This is a genomic window from Achromobacter denitrificans NBRC 15125 (assembly GCF_001571365.1).
Lineage (GTDB): Bacteria > Pseudomonadota > Gammaproteobacteria > Burkholderiales > Burkholderiaceae_B > Achromobacter > Achromobacter denitrificans.
The window spans coordinates 1-22,342 of record NZ_BCTQ01000046.1; the positions used below are offsets into that span (position 1 = coordinate 1).

Annotated in this window: 20 protein-coding genes; 14 read left to right on the forward strand and 6 right to left on the reverse strand. The window is 66.8% G+C overall.

The features are described from left to right. The 6 genes from ADE01S_RS26825 to ADE01S_RS26850 all read left to right on the forward strand — a co-directional run. A partial coding sequence (locus tag ADE01S_RS26825) for an outer membrane lipoprotein (RefSeq protein ID WP_062684819.1) occupies window positions 1–508 on the forward strand: 508 nt, incomplete at its 5' end. A 43-nt stretch (window positions 509–551) separates the two neighbouring features. Next, window positions 552–1,280 (forward strand): PhaM family polyhydroxyalkanoate granule multifunctional regulatory protein, encoded by a 729-nt coding sequence (locus ADE01S_RS26830; protein WP_062684820.1) that lies wholly within the window; start codon window positions 552–554, stop codon window positions 1,278–1,280. Window positions 1,281–1,349: 69 nt separating this feature from the next. After that, a complete protein-coding gene (gene glmU / locus ADE01S_RS26835; protein WP_062684821.1) occupies window positions 1,350–2,723 on the forward strand; it encodes a bifunctional UDP-N-acetylglucosamine diphosphorylase/glucosamine-1-phosphate N-acetyltransferase GlmU in 1,374 nt (457 codons plus the stop codon). Then, window positions 2,720–4,108 (forward strand): MFS transporter, encoded by a 1,389-nt coding sequence (locus ADE01S_RS26840; protein WP_062684822.1) that lies wholly within the window; start codon window positions 2,720–2,722, stop codon window positions 4,106–4,108. Before glmU ends, ADE01S_RS26840 begins: the two co-directional genes overlap by 4 nt. 178 nt (window positions 4,109–4,286) lie before the next feature. Further along, entirely contained in the window at window positions 4,287–5,609 is a 1,323-nt protein-coding gene (locus tag ADE01S_RS26845) for a UDP-glucose dehydrogenase family protein (RefSeq protein WP_062684823.1), read from the forward strand. Beyond that, window positions 5,606–6,664, forward strand: coding sequence for a glycosyltransferase family 4 protein (locus ADE01S_RS26850; protein ID WP_062684824.1), 1,059 nt, complete (start codon window positions 5,606–5,608; stop codon window positions 6,662–6,664). The genes ADE01S_RS26845 and ADE01S_RS26850 overlap by 4 nt, the downstream gene beginning before the upstream one ends. Before the next feature lie 17 nt (window positions 6,665–6,681). Here ADE01S_RS26850 and ADE01S_RS26855 read toward each other — a convergent pair whose 3' ends face one another. Then, window positions 6,682–7,170, reverse strand: a complete 489-nt coding sequence (locus ADE01S_RS26855; RefSeq protein WP_062684852.1) for an Lrp/AsnC family transcriptional regulator — start codon at window positions 7,168–7,170, stop codon at window positions 6,682–6,684. Between the two features lie 151 nt (window positions 7,171–7,321). Here ADE01S_RS26855 and glmS point away from each other — a divergent pair, with 151 nt between their 5' ends. Continuing rightward, the gene (gene glmS, locus ADE01S_RS26860) at window positions 7,322–9,154 is read left to right on the forward strand and encodes a glutamine--fructose-6-phosphate transaminase (isomerizing) (protein WP_062684825.1); all 1,833 of its coding nucleotides are present in this window, start codon (window positions 7,322–7,324) and stop codon (window positions 9,152–9,154) included. Window positions 9,155–9,276: 122 nt separating this feature from the next. Here the strand turns inward: glmS and ADE01S_RS26865 are convergent, their stop codons facing one another. From ADE01S_RS26865 to ADE01S_RS26875, 3 genes are read right to left on the reverse strand one after another with little or no spacing between them, the layout of a single operon-like run. Next, window positions 9,277–10,230 carry a tripartite tricarboxylate transporter substrate binding protein gene (locus ADE01S_RS26865; RefSeq protein ID WP_062684826.1) on the reverse strand — a complete coding sequence of 318 codons (954 nt, stop codon included), beginning with the start codon at window positions 10,228–10,230 and terminating at the stop codon, window positions 9,277–9,279. Window positions 10,231–10,257: 27 nt separating this feature from the next. After that, entirely contained in the window at window positions 10,258–11,637 is a 1,380-nt protein-coding gene (locus tag ADE01S_RS26870; RefSeq protein ID WP_062684827.1) for an MmgE/PrpD family protein, read from the reverse strand. After that, entirely contained in the window at window positions 11,634–13,730 is a 2,097-nt protein-coding gene (locus ADE01S_RS26875; protein ID WP_062684828.1) for a TRAP transporter large permease subunit, read from the reverse strand. The genes ADE01S_RS26870 and ADE01S_RS26875 overlap by 4 nt, the downstream gene beginning before the upstream one ends. A gap of 208 nt (window positions 13,731–13,938) precedes the next feature. On the opposite strand from ADE01S_RS26875, the gene ADE01S_RS26880 reads away from it, so the two are divergent. Further along, complete coding sequence (locus tag ADE01S_RS26880) at window positions 13,939–14,925, forward strand: TRAP transporter substrate-binding protein (RefSeq protein ID WP_305954978.1); 987 nt, start codon at window positions 13,939–13,941, stop codon at window positions 14,923–14,925. Between the two features lie 67 nt (window positions 14,926–14,992). After that, entirely contained in the window at window positions 14,993–15,700 is a 708-nt protein-coding gene (locus ADE01S_RS26885) for a GntR family transcriptional regulator (protein ID WP_075873457.1), read from the forward strand. A 28-nt stretch (window positions 15,701–15,728) separates the two neighbouring features. On the opposite strand, the gene yihU is transcribed toward ADE01S_RS26885, so the two are convergent. Both yihU and ADE01S_RS26895 read right to left on the reverse strand, forming a co-directional pair. Continuing rightward, window positions 15,729–16,682 (reverse strand): sulfolactaldehyde 3-reductase, encoded by a 954-nt coding sequence (gene yihU / locus ADE01S_RS26890; protein ID WP_062684831.1) that lies wholly within the window; start codon window positions 16,680–16,682, stop codon window positions 15,729–15,731. 113 nt (window positions 16,683–16,795) lie between these two features. Next, window positions 16,796–17,206 carry a carboxymuconolactone decarboxylase family protein gene (locus ADE01S_RS26895; protein WP_062684832.1) on the reverse strand — a complete coding sequence of 137 codons (411 nt, stop codon included), beginning with the start codon at window positions 17,204–17,206 and terminating at the stop codon, window positions 16,796–16,798. A 124-nt stretch (window positions 17,207–17,330) separates the two neighbouring features. On the opposite strand from ADE01S_RS26895, the gene ADE01S_RS26900 reads away from it, so the two are divergent. The 5 genes from ADE01S_RS26900 to ADE01S_RS26920 are packed head-to-tail and all read left to right on the forward strand — an operon-like array spanning window position 17,331 to window position 21,704. Beyond that, on the forward strand, window positions 17,331–18,140 hold the full coding sequence (locus ADE01S_RS26900) for an N-acyl homoserine lactonase family protein (RefSeq protein ID WP_062684833.1): 810 nt from the start codon (window positions 17,331–17,333) through the stop codon (window positions 18,138–18,140). Then, entirely contained in the window at window positions 18,137–18,928 is a 792-nt protein-coding gene (locus ADE01S_RS26905) for an SDR family oxidoreductase (RefSeq protein ID WP_082775905.1), read from the forward strand. The genes ADE01S_RS26900 and ADE01S_RS26905 overlap by 4 nt, the downstream gene beginning before the upstream one ends. Before the next feature lie 42 nt (window positions 18,929–18,970). After that, a complete protein-coding gene (locus tag ADE01S_RS26910; RefSeq protein WP_062684834.1) occupies window positions 18,971–19,888 on the forward strand; it encodes an NAD(P)-dependent oxidoreductase in 918 nt (305 codons plus the stop codon). After that, on the forward strand, window positions 19,885–20,682 hold the full coding sequence (locus ADE01S_RS26915) for an SDR family NAD(P)-dependent oxidoreductase (protein WP_062684835.1): 798 nt from the start codon (window positions 19,885–19,887) through the stop codon (window positions 20,680–20,682). The genes ADE01S_RS26910 and ADE01S_RS26915 overlap by 4 nt, the downstream gene beginning before the upstream one ends. A 44-nt stretch (window positions 20,683–20,726) precedes the next feature. Then, window positions 20,727–21,704: a Bug family tripartite tricarboxylate transporter substrate binding protein gene (locus ADE01S_RS26920; RefSeq protein ID WP_062684836.1), complete on the forward strand. Its 978-nt coding sequence runs from the start codon at window positions 20,727–20,729 to the stop codon at window positions 21,702–21,704. Window positions 21,705–22,342 lie beyond the last annotated feature (638 nt).

Below are 22,342 nucleotides of genomic sequence, written 5' to 3' on the forward strand. Positions count from 1 at the left end.
GGCCGGCCCGGAAGACGCCAACCTGGCGCCGCTGCCGGTCCCGCCTGCGCCGAGCGCGCCCGCCCAGGCCGCTCGCCCGGCGCCTGCGCAGCCGGCCCGCGCGCCGCAGGCGTCGGCACCGGCGCCGGCGCCCGCCCCTGCGCCGGCCAAGCAGGCTTGCGCCAACTGCGGCGTGGTCGAGACCATTCGCCAAGTCCAGGTACCCGTAAAGGATGAGAGCAACAATCTGGTCGGAACCATCGCCGGCGGCGTGGCTGGCGGCGTCGTGGGCAACCAGTTCGGCGGCGGCAGCGGCAAGACGGCCTTGACCGTGCTGGGCGCGGTCGGGGGTGCTTTGGCAGGCCGTGAAGTTGAGCGTAATATCAGACAGCAACAAACGGTGACGCACTATGAGCTCACCGTGCGCATGAACGACGGCAGCGCGCGCCAATTCCGCAGCGCCCAGCCGTTCGCGTTTGCGTCCGGCGACCACGTGCGCGTGGAGAACAACCAGCTGCTGCCGGGGTGAGCCCGGCGTCGCAGGCAATCATCTGTCTTTGGGGAGACCAGGAATGAGCGACCAACAAACGAATCCGTTCGTCCTACCCGGCATGGGCCAGCATTCCGACTTGTCGGGCAACCCGCTCCTGGCCAGCATGGAAATGATGCGGCAGGCCTGGGCGGGCCTGACCGGGCCGGGAGGCCTGGCCAGCAGCCTGCCGATGGCCCCCCCGATGAACCTGGAAGACCTGGACCGCCGCATCGCGGAACTGCGCTCGGTGGAAAACTGGCTGCGCATGAACCTGAGCATGCTGTCCAGCACGATCCAGGGCATGGAAGTGCAGCGCTCCACCATCAGCACCCTGCGCGCCTTCGTCGACAGCGCGGCCAATATGGACATGGCCTCCGTGCGCGAGAGCGGCGCGGCGTCGCCGTTGGAGGTCGTCCTGGGCTTGAAGCCCGCGCCCAAGCCCGCCTCCGCGCCCAAGGCGCCGGAAAACGGCCAGGACGCCGCGCAGGAGCCGCCGGCCGCCGCGCCGGGCATGAGCGAGCAGATGGGCGCCGCGGCGCAATCGGCTTCCAAGGCATGGTGGGACCTGCTGCAGCAGCAGTTCAACCAGATCGCCGCCGCCACCGCCGCTTCCATGCCGGCCGCGCCGGGCGCCGACACCTCGGCCAAGGCGAAGCCGGAAGCAGCGTCCAAGGCCGAGGCCCCGGGCGCCAAGCCGGCGGCCCGCAAGCCCGCCGCTTCCCGCGGCGCGGCCAAGGCCAGCAAGAAAACGGGGCCGGCCGCGAGCTAGCCCCCCTCTTTCAATCGATGCCCTGGACGGCCGCGAGGCCGCCAGGCCGTCCCAAACATTGTGGAACTTATGCTTAATGTAGTGATTCTTGCCGCCGGACTGGGTAAACGCATGCAGTCCGATCTTCCCAAAGTGCTGCACACCCTCGCGGGCAAACCGATGCTGGCCCACGTGCTGGACAGCGCGCGCCAGCTCGAACCGGCGCGCATCGTGGTGGTGGTCGGCCACGGGGCGGAGCGCGTCAAGCAGGCTTTCGAAGGCCAGGCGGACCTGCACTTCGCGCTCCAGCAGCCCCAGCAGGGCACCGGCCACGCGGTGCAACAGGCGGTGCCGCTGCTGCTCGAAGGCGATGGCAAGGACGACGTGACGCTGGTGCTCTATGGCGACGTGCCGCTGGTGCAGCCCGAGACGCTCAAGCGCCTGCTGGAAGCCCGCGGCGCCGGCGCCGCCGTGCTCACCGAAGTGCTGGCGGATTCCACCGGCTACGGCCGCATCCTGCGCGACGAGCGCGGCAACGTGTGCCGCATCGTCGAGCACAAGGACGCCTCGGACGCCGAGCGCGAAATCAAGGAAGTGAACACGGGCATCCTCAGCGCGCCCACCGCGAAGCTGAAGGACTGGCTGTCCCGCATCGACAACAACAATGCGCAGGGCGAGTACTACCTGACCGATACGGTCGGCCTGGCCGTGGCCGACGGCGTGCCCGTGGGCGCGGCCCAGCCCGGCGCGGGCTGGGAAACGCTGGGTGTGAACAGCCGCGTGCAGCAGGCCGAATTGGAACGCCGCTGGCAGGGCGAGCAGGCCCGCCGCCAGCTGGAAGCCGGCGTCACGCTGGCCGACCCGGCGCGCTTCGACGTGCGCGGCTCGCTCACCTGCGGACGCGACGTGTTCATCGACGTGGGCTGCGTGTTCGAGGGCCAGGTGACGCTGGCCGACGGCGTGCGCGTGGGCCCGCATTGCGTGCTGCGCGACGTCAGCGTCGGCGCGGGCACGCACATCGAGGCGTTCAGCCATCTGCAGCAGGCCCAGGTCGGGCGCGACGCCCGCGTCGGCCCGTACGCGCGCCTGCGCCCGGGGGCCGAACTGGGCGACCGCAGCCACGTGGGCAATTTCGTGGAGATCAAGAAGAGCGTGCTGGGCGAGGACAGCAAGGCCAACCACCTGGCCTACATCGGCGACGCCGACATCGGCGCGCGCGTGAACGTGGGCGCGGGCACCATCACCTGCAACTACGACGGCGTGAACAAGCACCGCACGGTCATCGAGGACGACGCCTTCATCGGCTCGGACACGCAGCTGGTGGCGCCGGTGCGCGTGGGCCGCGGCGCCACGCTGGGCGCCGGCACCACGCTGACCCGGGATGCGCCGGCTGAAAAGCTGACCGTCTCGCGTCCCAAGCAACTCACCGTCGACGGTTGGCAGCGCCCGGTCAAGAAATCGTGACGGGCGAGAAAGACCCGGCGCCGGGCGGCGGCGCCAAGCCCGCCCCGCCCGACGGCCTGCCGACGCCCCGGCGGTATTGGGCGGCGGCCACGGTGATGACGGGCATCAGCCTGTCGGTGCTGGACACCACCATCGCCAACGTCGCGCTGCCCACCATCGCGGTCGACCTCAACGCCTCGCCGGCCCAGGCGGTCTGGGTCGTCAACGCCTACAACCTGGCGGTGGTGACGATGCTGCTGCCGCTGTCGGCGCTGGCCGAACGCATCGGCTTTCGCCGCATGTTCACCTTCGGACTGATGCTGTTCACGCTGGCCTCGCTGGGGTGCGCCCTGGCGGGCACGCTGTGGCAACTGACGGCCGCGCGGGTGTTCCAGGGCATCGGCGCCGCCACCCTGATGTGCATGTTCGGCGGGCTGGTGCGCAACATCTATCCCCTGAAGCTGCTGGGCCGCGGGATCAGCATCAACGCCACCACGGTGGCCGTGATGTCGGTGCTGGGCCCGACCATCGGCTCGGCCATCCTGTCGGTGGCGCCCTGGCCGTGGATCTTCGCGGTCAACCTGCCCATCTGCGTGCTGGCGATGCTGGGGCTGCGCCACCTGCCGGAAGTGCCGCGCAACAACGTCAAGCTCGACTGGATCAGCGCCCTGCTGTGCATGCTCACCCTGGGCGTGTTCATCTCCGGCGTGGACATGATGGGCGAGGACCTGCTGCGCGGGATCGGGCTGGTCGCGATTTCGGCCGTGACCGGGCTGGTGCTGGTGCGCCGCGCCACCCGGCAGCCGATGCCGCTGGTGCCGGTCGACCTGCTGCGCATCCGCCCGCTGGCCTTCGCCGTGGGCGCGTCGGCCTGCACGTTCGCGGCGCAGATGGCGTCGTACGTGTCCTTGCCGTTCTATTTCCAGCAGGTGCTGGGCCGGCCTTATCTGGAAGTGGGCATGCTGATGGGCGCCTGGCCGGTGGGCACCGCCATCATCGCGCCGCTGGCGGGGCGGCTGTCCGACCGTTATTCGGCCGCCACCCTGAGCGGCGCGGGCGCGGCCACGATGGTGGTCGGCATGCTGTGGCTGGCGGTGCTGCCGGCCACGGTGAGCAACTGGCCCATCATCGCGGGGATGTTCGTGGCGGGCATGGGCTTCGGCTTCTTCCAGACGCCGAACAACCGCGCCATGCTGTCGGCCGCGCCGCGCTCGCGCAGCGGTGCCGCCGGAGGCCTGCAGGCCACGACCCGCGTGTTCGGGCAGAGCTTCGGCACCGCGCTGGTCGCGATCGCGTTCAGCGTCAGCCTGGCCCACGGCCCGGGGCTGGCCCTGGTGCTGGGGACCATCTGCGCCGCCCTCGCGGTGGTGGTCAACACCGTCCGCTTCAGCAAGCTGAAGCCCTAGGGCCTGTGCGAGGCTCCTTTCAGGGGGAACAGGCCCTGGGCGAAGGGGCGGCGACGCCCGGCTGCCGGGGCAATGGCCCCGGACCCGGGCCCGGGCCGGCGGCCGCTTCTATAATGGCTGCCGACGCCCGGTTCCGGATACCGGGCGCGAAGCTTACCTATTTTGAAGGCGTGCAGGCATGAAGATCACGGTCGTGGGTACCGGTTACGTGGGGTTGGTGTCGGGAGCGTGCCTGGCCGACATGGGCAACGACGTCATGTGCCTGGATGTGGACGCGGCGAAGATCGCCCTGCTCCGCCAGGGCGGCATCCCCATCTATGAACCGGGCCTCGAAGACCTGGTGCGCCGCAACGTGCAGGCGGGCCGCCTGCACTTCACCGACGACGTGGCGCAAAGCGTCGCCTTCGGCGACGTGCAGTTCATCGCCGTGGGCACGCCGCCCGGCGAAGATGGCTCCGCCGACCTGAAGTACGTGCTGGCGGCCGCGCAGAACATCGCGCGCCACATGACGGCGCGCAAGCTGATCGTGGACAAGTCCACCGTGCCGGTCGGCACGGCCGACAAGGTGCGCGAGGTCGTCGCCCGGGAGCTGGCCGCGCGCGGCGTCGATATCCCCTTCAGCGTGGCGTCCAACCCCGAATTCCTGAAGGAAGGCGCCGCCATCAACGATTTCATGAGCCCGGACCGGGTCGTGGTCGGCGCGGACGACGAATACACCATCGGCGTCATGCGCCGCATTTACGAGCCGTTCCAGCGCACGCACGACCGCTTGATGGTGATGGACGTGCGCTCGGCCGAACTGACCAAGTACGCGGCCAATGCCATGCTGGCCACGCGCATTTCGTTCATGAACGAAATGGCGAACCTCGCCGAGCGGCTGGGCGCCGACATCGAGCAGGTGCGCCGCGGCATCGGCGCCGACCCGCGCATCGGCTACCACTTCCTCTATCCCGGCGCGGGATACGGCGGCTCCTGCTTTCCCAAGGACGTGCAGGCGCTGGTCAACACCGCGGCGGAAAATGCCCTGCCGATGCGGGTCATCGAGGCAGCCGAGGCCGCCAACCACGCCCAGAAATTCCGCCTGTCCGAAAAGCTGGTCGAACGCCTGGGCGAAGACCTGAGCGGGCGCAAGATCGCGCTGTGGGGCCTGTCCTTCAAGCCCAACACCGACGACATGCGCGAAGCGCCCAGCCTGACCGCCATCGCCGAGCTGACGCGCCGCGGCGCCGAAGTCCGCGCCTACGATCCGGTGGCCATGCACGAAGCCGGCCGCGTGCTGGCGGGCAAGCCGGGCATCAGCTTCGCCAGCGATATGTACGACGCGCTGGACGGCGCCGACGCGCTGCTGATCGCCACCGAGTGGAAGGTGTTCCGCGCGCCCGACTTCGACCGCGTGAAGGCCCTGCTCAAGACGCCGCTGATCATCGACGGCCGCAACCTCTACACGCCGGCCGACGTGCGCGCCCAGGGCTTCGAGTACTCCGGCATCGGTCGCGCATGAAAATACTGCAGCTGAACTTCGAGAAGGGCTGGCGCGGCGGCGAGCGGCAGACCCTGTATTGCATGCGCGCGTTCCGCAAGGCCGGGCATGAGGTCGAAGTGATGTGCCGCGAGGGCGCGCCGCTGGCCGAGCGTGCCCGCCAGGAGGGCTTCGTCGCCCATACCTGCCGCAACGTGCCGGGGCAGCTGGCCTTCCTGGCCGGCGCCGGCCGCTACGACATCGTCCATGCGCAGACTGCCAACACCATCACCTGGGCCGTGCTGACCAAATGGCTGCACCGTCGTCCGGTGGCCTTCTCCCGCCGCACGTCGTTCGTGGTCAAGCCCGGCGACGAATGGAAAACCGGCTTCAAGTGGCGCCATGCCGACCTGTTCGTGGCGATCAGCGAGATGGCCGCGAGCGAACCGCGCCGCCTGGGCATCGAGCCCGTCATCATCCGCAGCGCGGTCGAGCCCCACGAAATCAACGCCGAGAACGTCGCCAGCCTGGCGCGCGAATTCGATCTCGCCGGCAAGAAGGTCATGGCCACTTCCGCCGCGCTGATCCGCGACAAGGACCCGGTGACGCTGGTGCGCGCCGTGGGCGAGCTGGCCAGGACGCGGCGCGATTTCGTGTTCCTGCACTTCGGCGCGGGCGGCGACCGCGAAGCGCAGGCCAAGGACGAGGCGCGCAAGCTGGGAATCGAGGACGTCTACCGCTTTGCCGGCTTCCGCAAGGGCGTGGAAGATTTCTACAGCATTCTCGACGTGTTCGTCATGAGTTCGGAGGAAGAGGCCCTGGGCAGCAGCGTGCTGGACGCCTTCCTGCAGCGCGTGCCGGTCGTGTCCACGGATGCTGGCGGGCTCAAGGAGAGCCTGGCCGACGGGCGCGGCGTGCTGTGCGCCGTGGGCGATTACCAGGCCATGGCGCAAGGCATGGCGCGCTGCCTGGACGACGCGCCCTTCCGCCAGGAAATCACCGAGCGCGCCTACGAATACGTCCGCAACGAGCACGACGTGCAGAAGATGGGCAACCGCTATCTCGCGCAATTCGAGCGGTTGCTCGCCCGCCGCTGATCCCCGGGGCGCGGGCCTCAGGCCCGGACGTCTATCCGGGTTTCGAACTTGGCCCGGTGCACCGAGAAGAACGTGCGCACGTTGCGCACGTTGGCCTGGGCGGTGAACGCCCGATGCACCAGCGCGTGATAGGCCGGCATGTCCTTCACCTGCGCGATCACCACGAAATCCGGCCCCGGCGACACGCGGTAGCACTGCAGCACCGCGCGCTCGGTCAGCATGCTGCGTTCAAACTCGTCCAGGCGTTCCGCCGCCTGCACGTCCAGCGTGATCTCCACGATGGCGGTCAGCGTGCTGCCCAGCTTCTCCGCCGACAGGATCGCCACCTGCCGGTCGATCACTCCCTCGTCCACCAACCGGCGGACCCGCCGCAGGCAGGTCGGGGGCGACGCGTGCACGCGCTGCGCCAGGTCCTGGTTGGTCAGCGAACTGTCTTCTTGTAACTGTTCAAGAATTCGCCGGTCCAGATCATCCAGTTCTGGCAGCGAAATTGGGGTGCTATGCACGATAAATTTCACATACGTTAATCTGAAGAAAGATTATTTAATCACATTTATGTAAGGGAATTAATTTACATATATAGGCGGATAAAGAAATCAAATTTCTTGACGGGGCGAGCACAATGCGTCGGTACACGAACTTACCGGAGCACTTCCTATGTGCGGCATTGTTGGCGCCGTCGCCCAGCGCGACATCACCCCGATTCTTGTTGAAGGCCTCAAGCGCCTGGAATACCGCGGCTACGATTCCTGCGGTGTCGCCGTCTACGCCGATGGCCATCTGCGCCGCACGCGCAGCACGCAGCGCGTGGCCGAGCTGGCCGAGCAGGTCGCGCAGGACAAGCTGCAGGGCTTCACCGGCATCGCCCACACCCGCTGGGCCACCCACGGCGTGCCCGCCACCCACAATGCCCATCCGCACTTCTCGCGCCTGGGCAACGACGAGCCGCGCATCGCGCTGGTCCACAACGGCATCATCGAAAACCACGACGAGCTGCGCGCCGAACTCCAGGCCGTGGGCTATGTCTTCGAAAGCCAGACCGACACCGAAGTAATCGCGCACCTGGTCAACCACCTGTACGCCGGCGATCTGTTCGAAGCCGTGCAGAACGCCGTGCGCCGCCTGCATGGCGCCTACGCCATCGCCGTGTTCTGCCGCGACGAGCCGCACCGCGTCGTCGGCGCGCGCCAGGGTTCGCCGCTGGTGGTGGGCGTGGGCCAGAACGAGAACTTCCTGGCGTCGGACGCGCTGGCCCTGGCCGGCACGACCGACCAGATCATCTACCTGGAAGACGGCGACGTCGTCGACCTGCAGCTCTCGCGCGTCTGGATCGTGGACGCCAGCGGCAAGAACGTGCAGCGCGAAGTCCATACCGTGCACGTGCATACGGGCGCGGCCGAGTTGGGCCCCTACCGCCACTACATGCAGAAGGAAATCTTCGAGCAGCCGCGCGCGGTCGGCGATACGCTGCAAGACATCGAGTCCATTACGCCCGAACTGTTCGGCGACGGCGCCTACAAGATCTTCAAGGACATCGACTCCCTGCTGATCCTGGCCTGCGGCACCAGCTACTATGCCGGCCTGACCGCCAAGTACTGGATCGAATCGATCGCCAAGATCCCGGTGGCGGTGGAAATCGCCAGCGAATACCGCTATCGCGACAGCGTGCCCAATCCGCGCTCGCTGGTGGCCACCATCTCGCAGTCCGGCGAAACCGCCGACACGCTGGCCGCGCTCAAGCATGCCCGTTCGCTGGGCATGGAAAACACGCTGACCATCTGCAACGTGTCCACCAGCGCCATGGTGCGCGAGTGCAAGCTGTCGTACATCACGCGCGCCGGCGTCGAAATCGGCGTGGCGTCCACCAAGGCCTTCACCACGCAGCTGACGGCGCTGTTCCTGCTGACGCTGGCGCTGGCGCAAGTGCGCGGCCGCCTGAGCGACGAGCAGGAAGCCGACCACCTGAAGGCCCTGCGCCACCTGCCCGTGGCCATCGGCTCGGTGCTGGCGCTGGAGCCCCAGATCATGGCCTGGGCAGATCGCTTCGCTTCCAAGGAAAACGCCCTGTTCCTGGGCCGTGGCATGCATTACCCGATCGCCCTGGAAGGCGCGCTCAAACTCAAGGAAATCAGCTACATCCACGCCGAAGCCTATCCGGCCGGCGAACTCAAGCACGGTCCGCTGGCGTTGGTGACGGAGCACATGCCCGTCGTCACGATCGCGCCCAAGGACGAACTGCTGGAGAAGCTGAAGTCCAACATGCAGGAAGTGCGGGCCCGCGGCGGCGAACTCTACGTGTTCGCGGACGCAGACAGCAAGATCCAGAGCGCCGAAGGCATGCACGTGATCCGCATGCCCGAGAACTACGGCAAGCTGTCGCCCATCCTCCACACCATCCCGCTGCAGCTGCTGTCGTACCACACGGCATGCGCCCGCGGCACGGACGTGGACAAGCCGCGCAACCTCGCCAAGAGCGTGACGGTGGAATGAGGGGGCGCCGGCGATAAGCTCGCCGCCCCGACGTCGTTTGCATCTTTCGGAGGGCCGCAAGAAATGCGGCCCTCTTTGTCATTGGCGCCACCGATGCGGTTTGCGCTCACCCTCGGCACGCCCTATTGCGCTTGAAGATTCGACGTCTTCACCAGCGTGGCCCATTTTTCGACTTCGGCCTTGAGGAATGTCGCCGCCTCCGGCGGGCGGTCGGCAATGAGGTCGAGCCCGTCGCGCGCCAGCATTTCCTTCATGGCAGGGGAGTTGAGCGCCTGGCGCGAGGCCTCGTTCAGTTTGTCGATGACCGCGGCGGGGGTGCCGGCTGGCGCGGCCAGGACGAACCAGTTGCGGGCCTCGAAGCCGGGCAGGGTTTCGGCGATGGTGGGGACGTCCGGCAGGATGTCCATGCGTTTGGCGCCGGTGGTCGCCAGCACTTGCAGCTTGCCGGAGCGCACATGCACCAGCGAGGAAGCGGGGTTGTCGATCATGAGATCGACTTCGCCGCTGATCAGGTCGACGAAGGCGGCGCCGGCGCCCTTGTACGGGATCTTCATGAAGTCGACTTTCGCCTGCTGGGCGAGCATCGCCGTGGCCAGCGCCTGGATGCCGGTACTGGCGCTGAGCGCGAAGTTGATCTTGTCCGACTGCTTGGCGCGGGCCAGCACGTCCTGCAGGCTGCCGGCATTGAATTTCTTGCTGGCCACCAGCACTTGCGGGGCGGCGGCCATGATCATGACGGGGCTGAAGTCCTTGATCGGGTTGTAGGGAACCTGCGGGTAAAAGGCCGGCGTGGTGCCGAACGCGGCCGAACTGAGCAGCAGGCTGTAGCCGTCGGCGTTGGCCCGGGCGATGTCGGTCGCGCCGATCTGGCCCGTGTTGCTGGGCTTGTTCTCGACGACGATGCTCTGGCCAAGGATCTGGCCCAGTTCCTTGGCGAAGGGGCGCGCCAGCGCATCGACACCGCCGCCGGCGGCGAACGGTACGACGATGCGTATTGCCTTTTCGGGAAATTCAGCGTGAACGGCGCTCGTGCCGCACAGCGCTGCGACCAGGACACCGATGATCTTCTTTTTCATTCTTGTCTTCTCCTTGATGTGTTGCTATCAAAACGAGGCCGACAGGCGCATCGGCAGGGCAGCGTCGGCGGCAGTCTCCAGGGACCAGACCGAGTCGATGAGGCGGTCGACGTCGATCTCGACCTGCCCGTGGCGCGCCAAATCGCGAAGCTTCTGTTCGATCTCGCGGTCTTCGAGCGGGCGTGCCAGGGAGCCGCGCGGCGTGGCGACCTCGCGGTGCAGGCTTGCCCCATCGGCGAAGTCGATGCGCACCTCGACGGCGTCGACCGACATGGCGGGGGCGTCGCGGAAGACGAGCCGCGCGCCGAGGTCGCGCAAGGCGGGGTCGGCGACGGCTTCATCCGAGAATTCCGGCAAGCCGGCGCGGCCCCGGATCAGCGCCACGGCGACGGCGTGCTGGGCGCTGACCTGGGACAGCCGCCCACTGGCGACGCCCGGGCGGTCCGTGCGTTGCCGCAGCAGCGGGTGGCCGGTGAGCTCGATGCGCGCGATGCCCGTCCAGCCGCCGTTGGCGATGCGTGGATCGGCCGCCAGTTCCAGGCAGGCGTCGATGACGGGGTTGAGCACGACGCCGCAGGGGTAGGGCTTGTAGGCGTTGTTCAGCAACTCCCAACGCTGGCCGAGGTGACCGGTGATGGCGTCCAGTCGCGGGTTCTCGCCGGCGACGCGCAGATACCCGCGCTCGCCTTCCAACGGCAGGGGCGGGCCGTCGAAGCCCTCGGCCGCCAGCAAGGCCGACAGCAGGCCGTTGCGCGCCGCGTTGCCCACGCTGATGCTCTTGGCGCCGGTGCCCAGCGCTTCGACCAGCCCGCCTGCCTGCACCGCCGCGGCGCCGAGAGCATCCAGGTTCTGCCTGGCGTTCAGGCCCAGCGCGCGCGCGGCGGCCAGCGCCGCGCCGAACACGCCGCAGGTGGAGGTGATGTGCCAGCCGCGCGCGTAATGTTCGGGAGAGATGGCGTTGCCGATGCGGCAGGCCACTTCGACGCCAAGCACGAAGGCATGCAGCAGTTGCTGTCCGGTCAGGGGCCGGGTTTCGGCCAGCGCGAACAGGACCGGCGCGATCGGCGAGGTCGGGTGGATGATGGTGGGGTGGTGCGTGTCGTCGAAGTCGAATACGTTGGCGGCCATGGCATTGAGCGCGGCGGCATTCAACGCGTCGACGCGATCGGGGCGTCCTGCCAGGCTGGCGTCACGACCCGCCGAGAAGCGGGCGTAGGTGCGCACGGCGATATCCATCGAAGGCGTGCGCGCCGCCGACAGCGCCACGGCGAAGAAATTCAGCAGGGCGCGGCGGGCGGCATGCCGCACAGGCTGGGGGATGTCGTCCCACGTGGACTCGGCGACGAAGCGCGCCAGTTGCGCGGAGGGCTGGACGGCATCGGGGACGGCGGCTTGGGTCATGTTCATTTCACTCGGTCGGGAAGCCACATCACGATCTGCGGGAAGACGTAGATCAGGCAAAGGAAGAGCAGGATGATCAGCACGAACGGCAAGGCGCCGCGGATGATGTCGCCGAACCGGGCCTTTTCGTTCATGCTGCGAAGCACGAACAGCACCATGCCGACCGGCGGGGTGATCAGGCCCAATTCGATCATCAGCACCAGGAAGATGCCGAACCAGATCGGGTCCAGGCCCAGCGACATGGCGATGGGATAGGTAACCGGCAGCGTCATGAGCATCATCGCGATCGATTCGACGAACATGCCCAGGACCAAATAAATGAGGACCATCGCCGCGACCACCAATGCCGGCGACAGATCGGCGCCCTGAATCAGATTGACGACTTCGCGGGGCAGGCGCAGGTAGTCGAAGACCCAGCTGAAAATGCCCGCGCCCACGACGATCAGCAGAAGCAAGGCGGTGACCTTGGCGGAGTCGAAAGCGATATCCACCAAGGCGCTCCAGCTCAGCTTGCGACGCGCGAGGCAAAGCAGGAACGCGCTGACCGCGCCGATGGCGGCCGCCTCGGTGGGCGTGGCGATACCCGCGTACATGGAACCCAGCACCGCCCCGATGATGGCCACGAACGGCACCATGCTGCGCGAGGCGCTGAGTTTCTCTCGCATGGTGTAGGCGCGCGCGGGGGGCGCCGCGCCCGGCACCGTCAGGGCCCAGACGAGCGCGCCGGCCATGAAGAAGCCCATCAGCAGCAGGCCCGGGATGATGCCGGCAAGGAAGAGATGCGTGACCGAGGCGCCGACGGTGGTGCCGTAGATGATCATGGGGATGCTGGGCGGGATCAGGATGCCGAGCGTGGCGCCGGCCGCCGCGACGCCGTAGGTCAGGCGCGGGCTGTAGCCGCGCTGGATCATGTCCGGGCAGGCCACTTTACCCAGCGTGGCGGCCGTGGCCAGGCTGGAGCCGGACACGGCGGCGAAGATCGCCGACGCGCCCGCGGAGGCGTGCGCCAGGCCGCCAGGCGCGCGGCCGAACCAGCGCACGAGCGCGTCGAACATGCCCGAGGTGATGCCGCTGCGCAGCAGCAAGCCACCCATGAAGATGAACATGGGCACCGCGGTCAGCGTGAAGGTGTTGGTGTTGCTCCAGGCGCGCTCGGCCAGCAGGGACAACTGGGGACGCGACAGCAGGAAGTACACGCCGAGCAGGCCGACCATGCCGAGGGCGACGCCGATGCGCACGCCAAGAAACAGGAACAGCATCATGCTGGCCACCAGCAGTGTGGCGACCCAGCCCAGCGACTGGCCGCGCGCCAGGGCGTAGAGCACCGCGCATCCGCCGATCACGAGGAGCGATTGGGTCAGCGTGGCGGCGCCGCTCCAGGCCCAGATGGCGATGATGAAGGCCACGGCGATCACGGCCATGCCCCAGTCGAACCGGGTGCCGGCGATCGGCAGCGCATTCGGGCCCATGCCCACGAGTGCCAGCGTCATCGCGGCCAGCGCGGCGGGCGCCAGCCAGCGCCGCAGCGCCCCGGTTGGCGGCCGCAAGCGGTGGAGGTCCACCATGATGGACAGGCAGAACGTCAGCATACCCAGCGAGACGGATAGCTGCGGGATCCATTGCGGGGTGGACAACAACCCCCAGTCGCGCGTGTCGTTGATGTACTCGCGAATGTTGAAACTGGCCATCTGCCAGCCGAGCACCACGCTGAACAGCAGCGCCATCCACTGCCCCAGCAGTTCGGCCTGCACGCGCGCGGGCGCCGACAGCCTGTCGATCCAGAGCTCGACCTGGACGTGCGCGTTGGAGGATTGTGCCGCCGCGAGTCCGAAGAACACGGTGGCCACCAGCAGGTAGCCGGAGATCTCGGTGGCCCATGACGTAGGCGAATTGAAGGCGTAACGCGAAAAGATCTCGTAGCACATCGACAGCGCCATCAGCAGCAGCGCGGCGGTCGCGAGGGCGCCGGAACAGCGTGAAACGGCCGCCATGGCCCGGATGAGGCCGAAATCCGCCCGGCCGTCCAGCGGATAGGGCGAGGCGCCGGGCGACGCGGCGGCCTGCGCCGGAACTTGCGCCGGCATCTCGATGGTGCTCATTGCTGTCTCCTCAACGCGTCGTGCGCGATGGTGTTTTCCCTGATCGAGAATTGACGCTCGCTGGGTTGTTATGACGATATTATAGACATATTGTATGATTGAATGCTCATAAATTCACACAGCGCAAAGCGCATCATCCAGGAGGAGCAACATGAACCAACCCATACGCCCGCCCGCGCGGCTTCGCTCCCTCGCGGCGGCCGTCGCCATGGGCGCCACCCTATGGACGGCGGCCGCACAGGCGCAGACCTATGACCTGACCATGGCGGTGATTACCTCGCCCGGCGACGGCTACTCGATCCTTACGGCGTCGGTACCCGAGCGCGTGGCCAAGGCCACCGGCGGCAAGGTCAAAGTCACGGTCAGCGATTCGCTCGTTCCGCCCGCGCAGATGGCGACCGCCGTGCGCGAAGGCCGCGTGGACCTCAGCGCGGCCCTGCATACCTATCTGGCGGCGGACGAACCGCGCATGGGCATCTTCAACCTGCCGGGGCTGATCAACGACATCAAGGAATACAAGCAGGTCTGCGACGCCTTTTGGTGCGAGGACACGCGCAAGATCTGGAAGGAAAAGTGGGGGGCGATCGTGCTGGCCGAGGGCGCCTGGTGCACGCAGCAGCTGTTCTCGAAAGATCCCATTCGCAAAGTTGAGGACTTCAAGGGCAAGCGCCTGCGCGTGCACAACCCGCAGACCGCCGAGGTGGTCAATGCGCTGGGCGGCAAGCCGGTGGCCATGCCCACTACCGAAATCTTCCCGGCGCTGGAACGTGGCGTCATCGACGGCCTGTTCATTTCCACTTGCGTCGGCGGGTCGCTGGAGTTCTGGCGGATTGCCAAGAACGTGCAGAACTGGAGCCTGGGCCCGATCAATGGCTGGGCGATCCTGGTCAATCCGGAAAGCTGGCAAAAATTGCCCGCGGACGTGCAGAAACAGGTCCAGGGCGCCATGGACGCCGTGCAGCAGGATGCTTTCGGAAAATACGACGAATTCGTTGCCAATTCGCGCCAGGCCATGGAGAAGAACGGCGTGACGTTCTGGGTAGCCCCGGATGAAGAAAGGGCTAAACTGATGCAGCCCCAGTACATCGGACCCGCTTACGACGCCTGGAACAAGCGCGCCAAGCAAGTCGGATTCGATGGTCCTGCCTACCTTGACCGTGTCCGAAAGGTCCTAGGCAAGACAGAGGCCCAGTGATCTACGGGCGTACCCAGCGGTATCCGGGGCGCCCGCTACGCCCCGGACACCTTTTTGCATGACATCCATGACTCCCCAAGCAGAGCCAAAAGACGATTTCAAGGTCCAGCGCGTTGCATCGGTACTGCGCCACAGCGTGACCGAGAGCATCCGCAACGCCATCCTGGTCGGCCGGTTCCGCGCGGGCGAGCGCTTGCCCGAACGAGAACTGTGCGAGATGACCGGCGTCAGCCGCACCTTGGTGCGGGAAGCGCTGCGCCAACTGGAATCCGAAGGCCTGATCATCGTGATCCCGCACCGCGGCCCGGTGGTCGAGCGCCTGTCGCCGGAGCAGGCGCGCGGCATCTACCAAGTACGCGAAGAACTCGAAGGGCTGGCTTGTCAGCTGTTTGCAGAACACGCCACCGAGGCGCAATTGGCCGCGCTGCGCGAGGCGTTCCAAGGGCTCAAGCGCGCCCTGACCCGGGGCACCGCGCTTGAGCAGATCGCCGCCAAGAACGCCTTCTATCAGCAGCTGCTGGATGGCGCCGGCAACGAGGCGCTGACCAATACCCTGCGGCTGCTGAATTCGCGCGTCATGCTGCTGCGTTCGACGTCGATGCAGGCGCCGGGACGCGCCAAGCACAGCGTGGCGGAACTGTCCGACCTGCTGCGTGCGCTGGAAAAGCGCGACGGCAAGGCCGCCCGCGTCGCGGGCAGCCTGCACGTGCGCAATGCCGCCAGCGTGGCCATCGGCATCCTGCAGGAATCGCTGCTGACCGAGGCGGCGGACTGACCGCCGCCCCGCCTGCGGGCGGCCTCGTTCAGCGCGCCGCAGCCTTGCCGAACGGATCGGCATTCACCGGCGTATCGACGGTGTAGGGCAAGGCCTTCGGCAACCCCGCCAGGCTGCGCATCAGCGGATAGATTGCGCTGTAGTCCTGCGCGCCCAGCCCTTGCGCTCGTGCCGCGGTATAGGACTGGTACGCGGCGCTGCCCATGGGCACGCAGGCGCGGCTGCGCGAGGCCAGTTCCAGCGCCAGCCCAAGGTCCTTGTGGGCCAGGTCGACCTGGAAGCCGGCGGACAGGTCCCCGCGCAACACCTTGTTCGGATAGGTGATGTTCATGTGGCCCAGCCCGGCGATGGTGCCGCGCATGACCTGCAACGCCAGCTCCACGCTCAGGCCGCAGGCTTCGGCCAGCGTCAGCGCCTCGGCCGTCAGGGCGTTGAGCGAAATCCCCATGAAGTTGTTGACCACCTTCACGCGCGAGCCGCCGCCGACTTCGCCGCAATCGATGATCTGGTTGCCCATGCATAGCAGGGCTTCCTGCGCGCGCGCCTTGTCCGGGCCGGAGCCGCTGGCCAGGATCAGCAGGGTGCCGCGTTCAGCCTCCATGGCCGAGCGCCCGACCGGCGAATCCAGCATGCGCAGGCCGCGTTCGGCCAGCAGCGCCGCGATGGCGTCGGTTTCCTGCGGCAGAATGGTGGACATATTGATGAAGAGCGACGCGTCGGTGAGCGCAGCCAGCGCGCCGCCCTCTCCCTCCAGCGCGGCGCGGATGTGCGCGGCTGTCGGAAGCATGGCGATCACCAGGCCGGCGCCCTCCGCGGCCGCGCGCGCGCTTGCGGCGCGCTTGCCGCCCGCTTGCTCCAGGGAGTCCAGGGCGTTGGCGTCGAGGTCGAAACCCGTGACGGCAAAGCCGCCCTTGACCAGATTGCGCGCCATGGGCAACCCCATTGCGCCCAGGCCGATGAATGCGATCGAATCCTTGCTCATGCTTGTGTCTCCGTCCCTGTCGTTGTCATGACGCCGGCTGAGGTCGCAGCCGGCGTGTATCGGTATTTCCGGTAATGCTCCATCGCCGGCCCGAGGCCGGCCTGGGCGCCGCGTCAGGAGAAGGCGCCTTCCTTTTCCATGTCGGCGATGACCTCGCGGGCGGCCTTCATGGCATCCAGCGCCGCGGGAACGCCGCAGTAAATGGCCGCTTGCAGCACCACCTCCACGATCTCTTCCCGGCTGATGCCGTTGTTGATTGCGCCGCGCATGTGCAGCCGCAGTTCGTTCGGCCGGTTCAGCGCGATCAGCATCGCCAGGTTCAGGAAGCTGCGGGTTTTGCGCTCCAAGCCGTCGCGGGTCCACACTTCCCCCCAGCAGTATTCGGTGACGAGCTTTTGAAGCGGCGCGGTCAGGTCGTCGGCGCCGTCGAGCGACTTGTCCACGTAGGCGTTGCCGACGACGGACCGACGCACCTCCAGGCCTTTCTGGAATTGTTCGGATTGGAATTCTGGCCTCAATGCCATGACGGTTGTCTCCACTAATTGAACGCGGCGCCGGACCATCCACTTGCCACCGCTTTGCGTATTACTATAATACAATCCTATTGTATTTATAAAAAAGCAAGCCTGGAGCTGCGGGAGAGACATCTTGAATTGCACCCCTTTCAGCGTGTACGCCATCCGCTACGCGCGCCATTCGGGCCGTCGCGCAGCCGACAACTATCTGGGCCACGTGGACTTTCACGATGCGGAGTCCGACCTGGACTACTACGTATGGCTATTGCGGCGCGACGACGAGATTTATCTGGTCGACACCGGCTTTGGCGAGGCCGCGGCCCGGCAGCGGCGGCGCGAACTCTTCATGCGGCCCGCGCAGGGCGTGGCATTGCTGGGCGTGCAGGCGACGGATGTGCGCGACGTCATCCTCACGCATCTGCATTACGACCATGCCGGCACGCTGGCCGATTTTCCGAACGCGACGTTTCACGTCCAGGACGCCGAACCGGCCTATGCGACGGGGCGCTGCATGTGCCACGCGCCGCTGCGCCATCCTTTCGACGTGGAAGACATCGTCGAATACGTGCGGCGGCTCTACGCCGGCCGCGTCGCCTTTCACCAGGGTTCCAGCGAGCTGGCGCCCGGGCTGTCGCTGCATCTGGTGGGCGGGCATACGGCGGGCTTGCAGATCGTGCGCGTCTGGACCCGCCGCGGCTGGGTGGTGCTGGCTTCCGACGCCAGCCACCTATACGGCAACATCGGCAACGACGCGCCGTTTCCGGCCGTCTATCACGTGGGCGACATGCTTGAGGGATACCGCTACGTGCGAAGCCTGGCCGACTCCGATGACCACATCGTTCCCGGCCACGATCCACAGGTCATGCATCGCTATCCCGCGCCCTCGCCGGACCTGGAAGGCAAGATCGTCCGGCTGGACGTCATGCCGGAGGCCGCGCGATGAGCGCCCCGCTGCACGGACGCCATGCCCTGGTGACGGGCGCCGAGGCCGGCCTCGGATACGCTATTGCCGAGGGACTGGCGGCGGCGGGGGCCGGGATCGTGATGCATTGCCTGCATGCCGATGGTCCGGCCCGGCTTGCCCGCGACACCCTTGCGCGCAAGCATGGCGTGCCCGTCGAATTGCTGCCGGCCGACCTGCGTGACGTCGACCAGATCGAAGCCATGGCCGCCGAGGCGCTTTCGCGCGTGCCTCGCCTGGACATCCTGGTCAACAACGCCGTGATCAGGCATTTCGAGCCGGCCCATCGCCTGCCGCGCGCGCAATGGGACGAGGGCCTGGCAGTCAATCTTTCCGCGCCTTTCCATCTGGCGCGGCTGGCGCTGCCGGGCATGCTGGAACAGCAGTGGGGGCGCATCATCAACGTGTCGTCGGTCTATGGCAGCGGCGCCGCGCCCAATCGGATCGGCTACGTCACGACGAAGACCGCCCTGCTCGGCATGACGCGCGCGCTGGCCGTCGAGACAGCCGGCAACGGGATCACCTGCAATGCGGTGGCGCCGGGCACCGCGCCTACCCCGGCCATCGTCGCGAAGATCGCCGCCATCGCCAAGGAATCCGGCCAGCGCGTCGAAGACGCCGAACGTGAGTACCTGGCGGCGCGCCAGCCCACCGGCCGCTTCGTCGCCATGGAGAACGTGGCCGCGCTGATCGTCTTTCTCTGTGCCGAAACCGGCCGCGATATCACCGGGGCGACCCTGCCTATCGATGGCGGCTGGACGGCCGCCTGACGCTTTTCCCTTTCCTGAATCCAGAACCACAGCGAGACTACGATGACTACCGAAAAACACCTTGGCTTCGTCGGCATCGGCCGCATGGGCGCCCCGATGGCCGAGCGGCTCTTGAACGCGGGCTATGCGCTCACCATCTACGACACGCAGCCGGCGGTACTGCAGGCCCTGAAGGAAAAGGGCGCGCACATCGCCGAGTCCCCCAAGGCCGTGGCCGATATCGCCGCCACGGTGCTGGTGTCGCTGCCCACGCCGGATATCGTCATCGCGGTGGCGCTCGGCGAACAGGGCCTGGCGCGGGGCAAGGCGGTCCGCACCGTGATCGATCTGTCGACCAGCGGTTCCGAAGCCGCTCGCACGCTGGCCGATGGCCTGGCCGGCCTGGGCATCCAGAGCATCGACTGCCCCGTCAGCGGCGGCGTGACGGGCGCTACCCGCGGCACGCTGGCCTTGATGATTTCCGGTTCGCGCGAACGCTACGATCAGTTGCAGGACGTTTTCAACGTCCTGGGCAAGCCTGTGTATGTGGGCGAACAGCCGGGCATGGCGCAGACCATGAAGGTCATCAACAACCTGATTTCCGTCACCGCGCTCAGCATTACGTCGGAATTGATGGTGATGGGCGTGAAAGCCGGCCTGGACCCGGACATCATGCTGCAGGTCATCAACTCGGGTTCGGGCCGCACCAATGCGTCCGAGGACAAGATTCCGCGTTTCGTGCTGACCCGCAGCTTCGACTTCGGCTTCGCGGTCGGCCTGTCGGCCAAGGACGTGCGCCTGTGCCTGGAAGAGAGCGAACAGTTGGGCGTGCCGCTGCGCGTGGGCGACGCCGCGCGCAAGCTGGTCAACGACGTTCGGGACAAGTATGGCGACGACGCCGATCTGACCGAGATCATCCGCTACGTGGAAGATGGCGCAGGCGTGCAGGTGCGCGGCAAGGCCGCCGCGGGCAAGGCATGAGCGCGGGCGGTGTTGCCGTCATCACGGGAGGCGCGAGCGGAATCGGCGCCGCCTGCGCGCGGCGCTTCGCGGCGCAGGGCGCGGCCGTCGCGATTCTCGATGTGGCGCGCGAAGCGGGAGAGCGGTTGGTCGAAGCCCTGCGCGCGCAGGGCGCCGCGGCCCAGTTCCATGCCTGCGACGTCGCCGACGCCGTCGCCGTGCAGCACTGCGCCGACGCGGTGGTGAGGGATCTGGGCGAACCCACGGCGCTGGTCACCTCGGCCGCGCTCATCCCCAATACCGAGTCCGTGCTCGACATGGATCTGGCCGCGCATGATCGCTTGTGGCGCGTGAACTATCACGGCACCGTGCACGCATGCCGTAGCTTCGGCGCGCGCATGCGCGCCCGCGGCGCGGGCAACATCGTGACGGTGGGGTCCATCAATAGCCTGCATCCGCTGCCCTTGCCTGCCTACAACCCAGGCAAGGTGGCGATTGCCCGACTGACGCAGATCCTGGCGCAGGAATTGGGTCCGCACGGGGTGCGGGTAAACAGCGTGGCGCCCACCTATGTGCTGACGCCCGCGCTGCAGGCCCGGATCGACGCGGGCCAGCGCGATCTGGCCAAGATGCTGTCGGTGCATGCGCTGCGCGAACTGCCCACGCCGGAGGACGTCGCCGAGGCGGTGGCGTTTCTTTGCTCGGACTCGGCACGCCTGATTACCGGCGTGCTGTTGCCCGTGGACGCCGGTTGGGAAGGCGGGGTCAGCTACCGGACCTATGCCGGCGGCGTGCCGCCCGGCGTGCTGCCCTAGGCGGGGCGCGACGCGCCAAAGAACAACGAACGGAGACTTCATTCATGCGTAACACCCACAAATTCCTGATGCCTGCGTTAGTCCTCTGCGCGGCCCTCGCGGGCGCGACCGGGGCGCAGGCGGCCTATCCCGACCGTCCGGTCAAGGTCATCGTGCCATTCGCGGCCGGTGGCGGCGCGGACATCGTCGCGCGCCTGGTGTTCAAGGGAGTCAGCGAACAGCTGGGACAGCCCTTCATCATCGACAACCGGGGCGGCGCCGGCGGCATCATCGGGGCCGACGCCGTGGCCAAGGCCGCGCCTGACGGCTATACCCTGCTGCTGGGACAGAGCGGGCCGAATGCGATCAATCCTTCGGTCTACAGCAAGCTGCCGTATGACGCACGCAAGGATTTCGCGCCCATCACGCAGTTGACCAGCTATCCCTATGTGGTGGCGGTGAAGAAGCAGTTGCCGGTCAGCACCCTCAAGGAACTGATCGAGTATGCCCGGCGGCAACCCGGCACGATCACCTTGTCGACCGCCGGTCAGGGCAGTTCGGCCCATTTGGCGGTTGAACTGTTCATGCGCCAGGCGGACGTGGCGCTGGTGCCGGTGCCGTACAAGGGCGCGGGCCCTGCGCTGCTGGACGTCGTCGGCGGTGTGGTGGACATGACCTTTGGCGATGCGGCGTCGGCCTCCAAGCAGGCGCAGGCGGGCAATGTCAAAGCCGTGGCCGTGACGGGAGCGCGCCGGTCGCCGCTGCTGCCCGAAGTGCCGACCGTGGCCGAGGCAGGCGTGCCTGGATACGAGGCGTCGGCATGGCACGGCGTACTGGCTCCGCGTGGAACGCCGGAGCCCGTCGTCCAGACGCTGCGGGAAGCGATTATCAAGGTCCTTGCCGATCCTGCCCTGAAAGCTCGGCTGGAGCAGGACGGTATCGAAACCGTGGGCAGCACGCCGAAGGATTTCAACCTGGCGTTGCAGGCGGAAATCGAAAAATGGCGCAAGGTGGTGGATGACGCCGGGATAAAGCTGGAATAGGAAAAGAGCGGATTCGATATATTCGAGCCCCGACGGAATTATCCAGCATCAAACGCCAAGCCAAGTGCCGCGCAGCGGCACTTGGCTTGGCGTTATCGCTGGGAGCGATGCATATGGAGTTGCCGGCGCGTTATGGAACAGCGTGTAAGGCAGCCCCACGGTATGCGCCCGCACAGATTATGGGAATCGCCGTCGCAAGCGCATGATGCCTTCATGCGCCATCAGGTCCATCACTGAATTGCGATCCCGGGCGTAGATCCCAGGCCCAATCGGGCCGCGCCCTCTGCCGGCCCCCCCAGCGGCCTGGCTTCCGCGCATCAAACATGTCCAGTTGTTTCGGAAGCATCCCGAAAAAATAATCGCGCGCGCGAGTCCGGATGGTATCCGTTTTCGCCATTTTCATTATTAGGATGGTATCCGTAAAGCGCTGTGTAGATAATATTGATGCATACGTTATTACTCGAAAGATAATCGAGATGGTATCCATCCGTGCTATTTCAATAATATAGAAAGTTTTTCCCTATTAATTCTTGGTATTGCAAAAAAAGCGGTATACATTGCGTCCTTTTTTTGCGGAGGCCCTATTTCCCGCGTGCGGATTTGTTTGTTACGTAGATATACGTTTATAGCAATCCAGT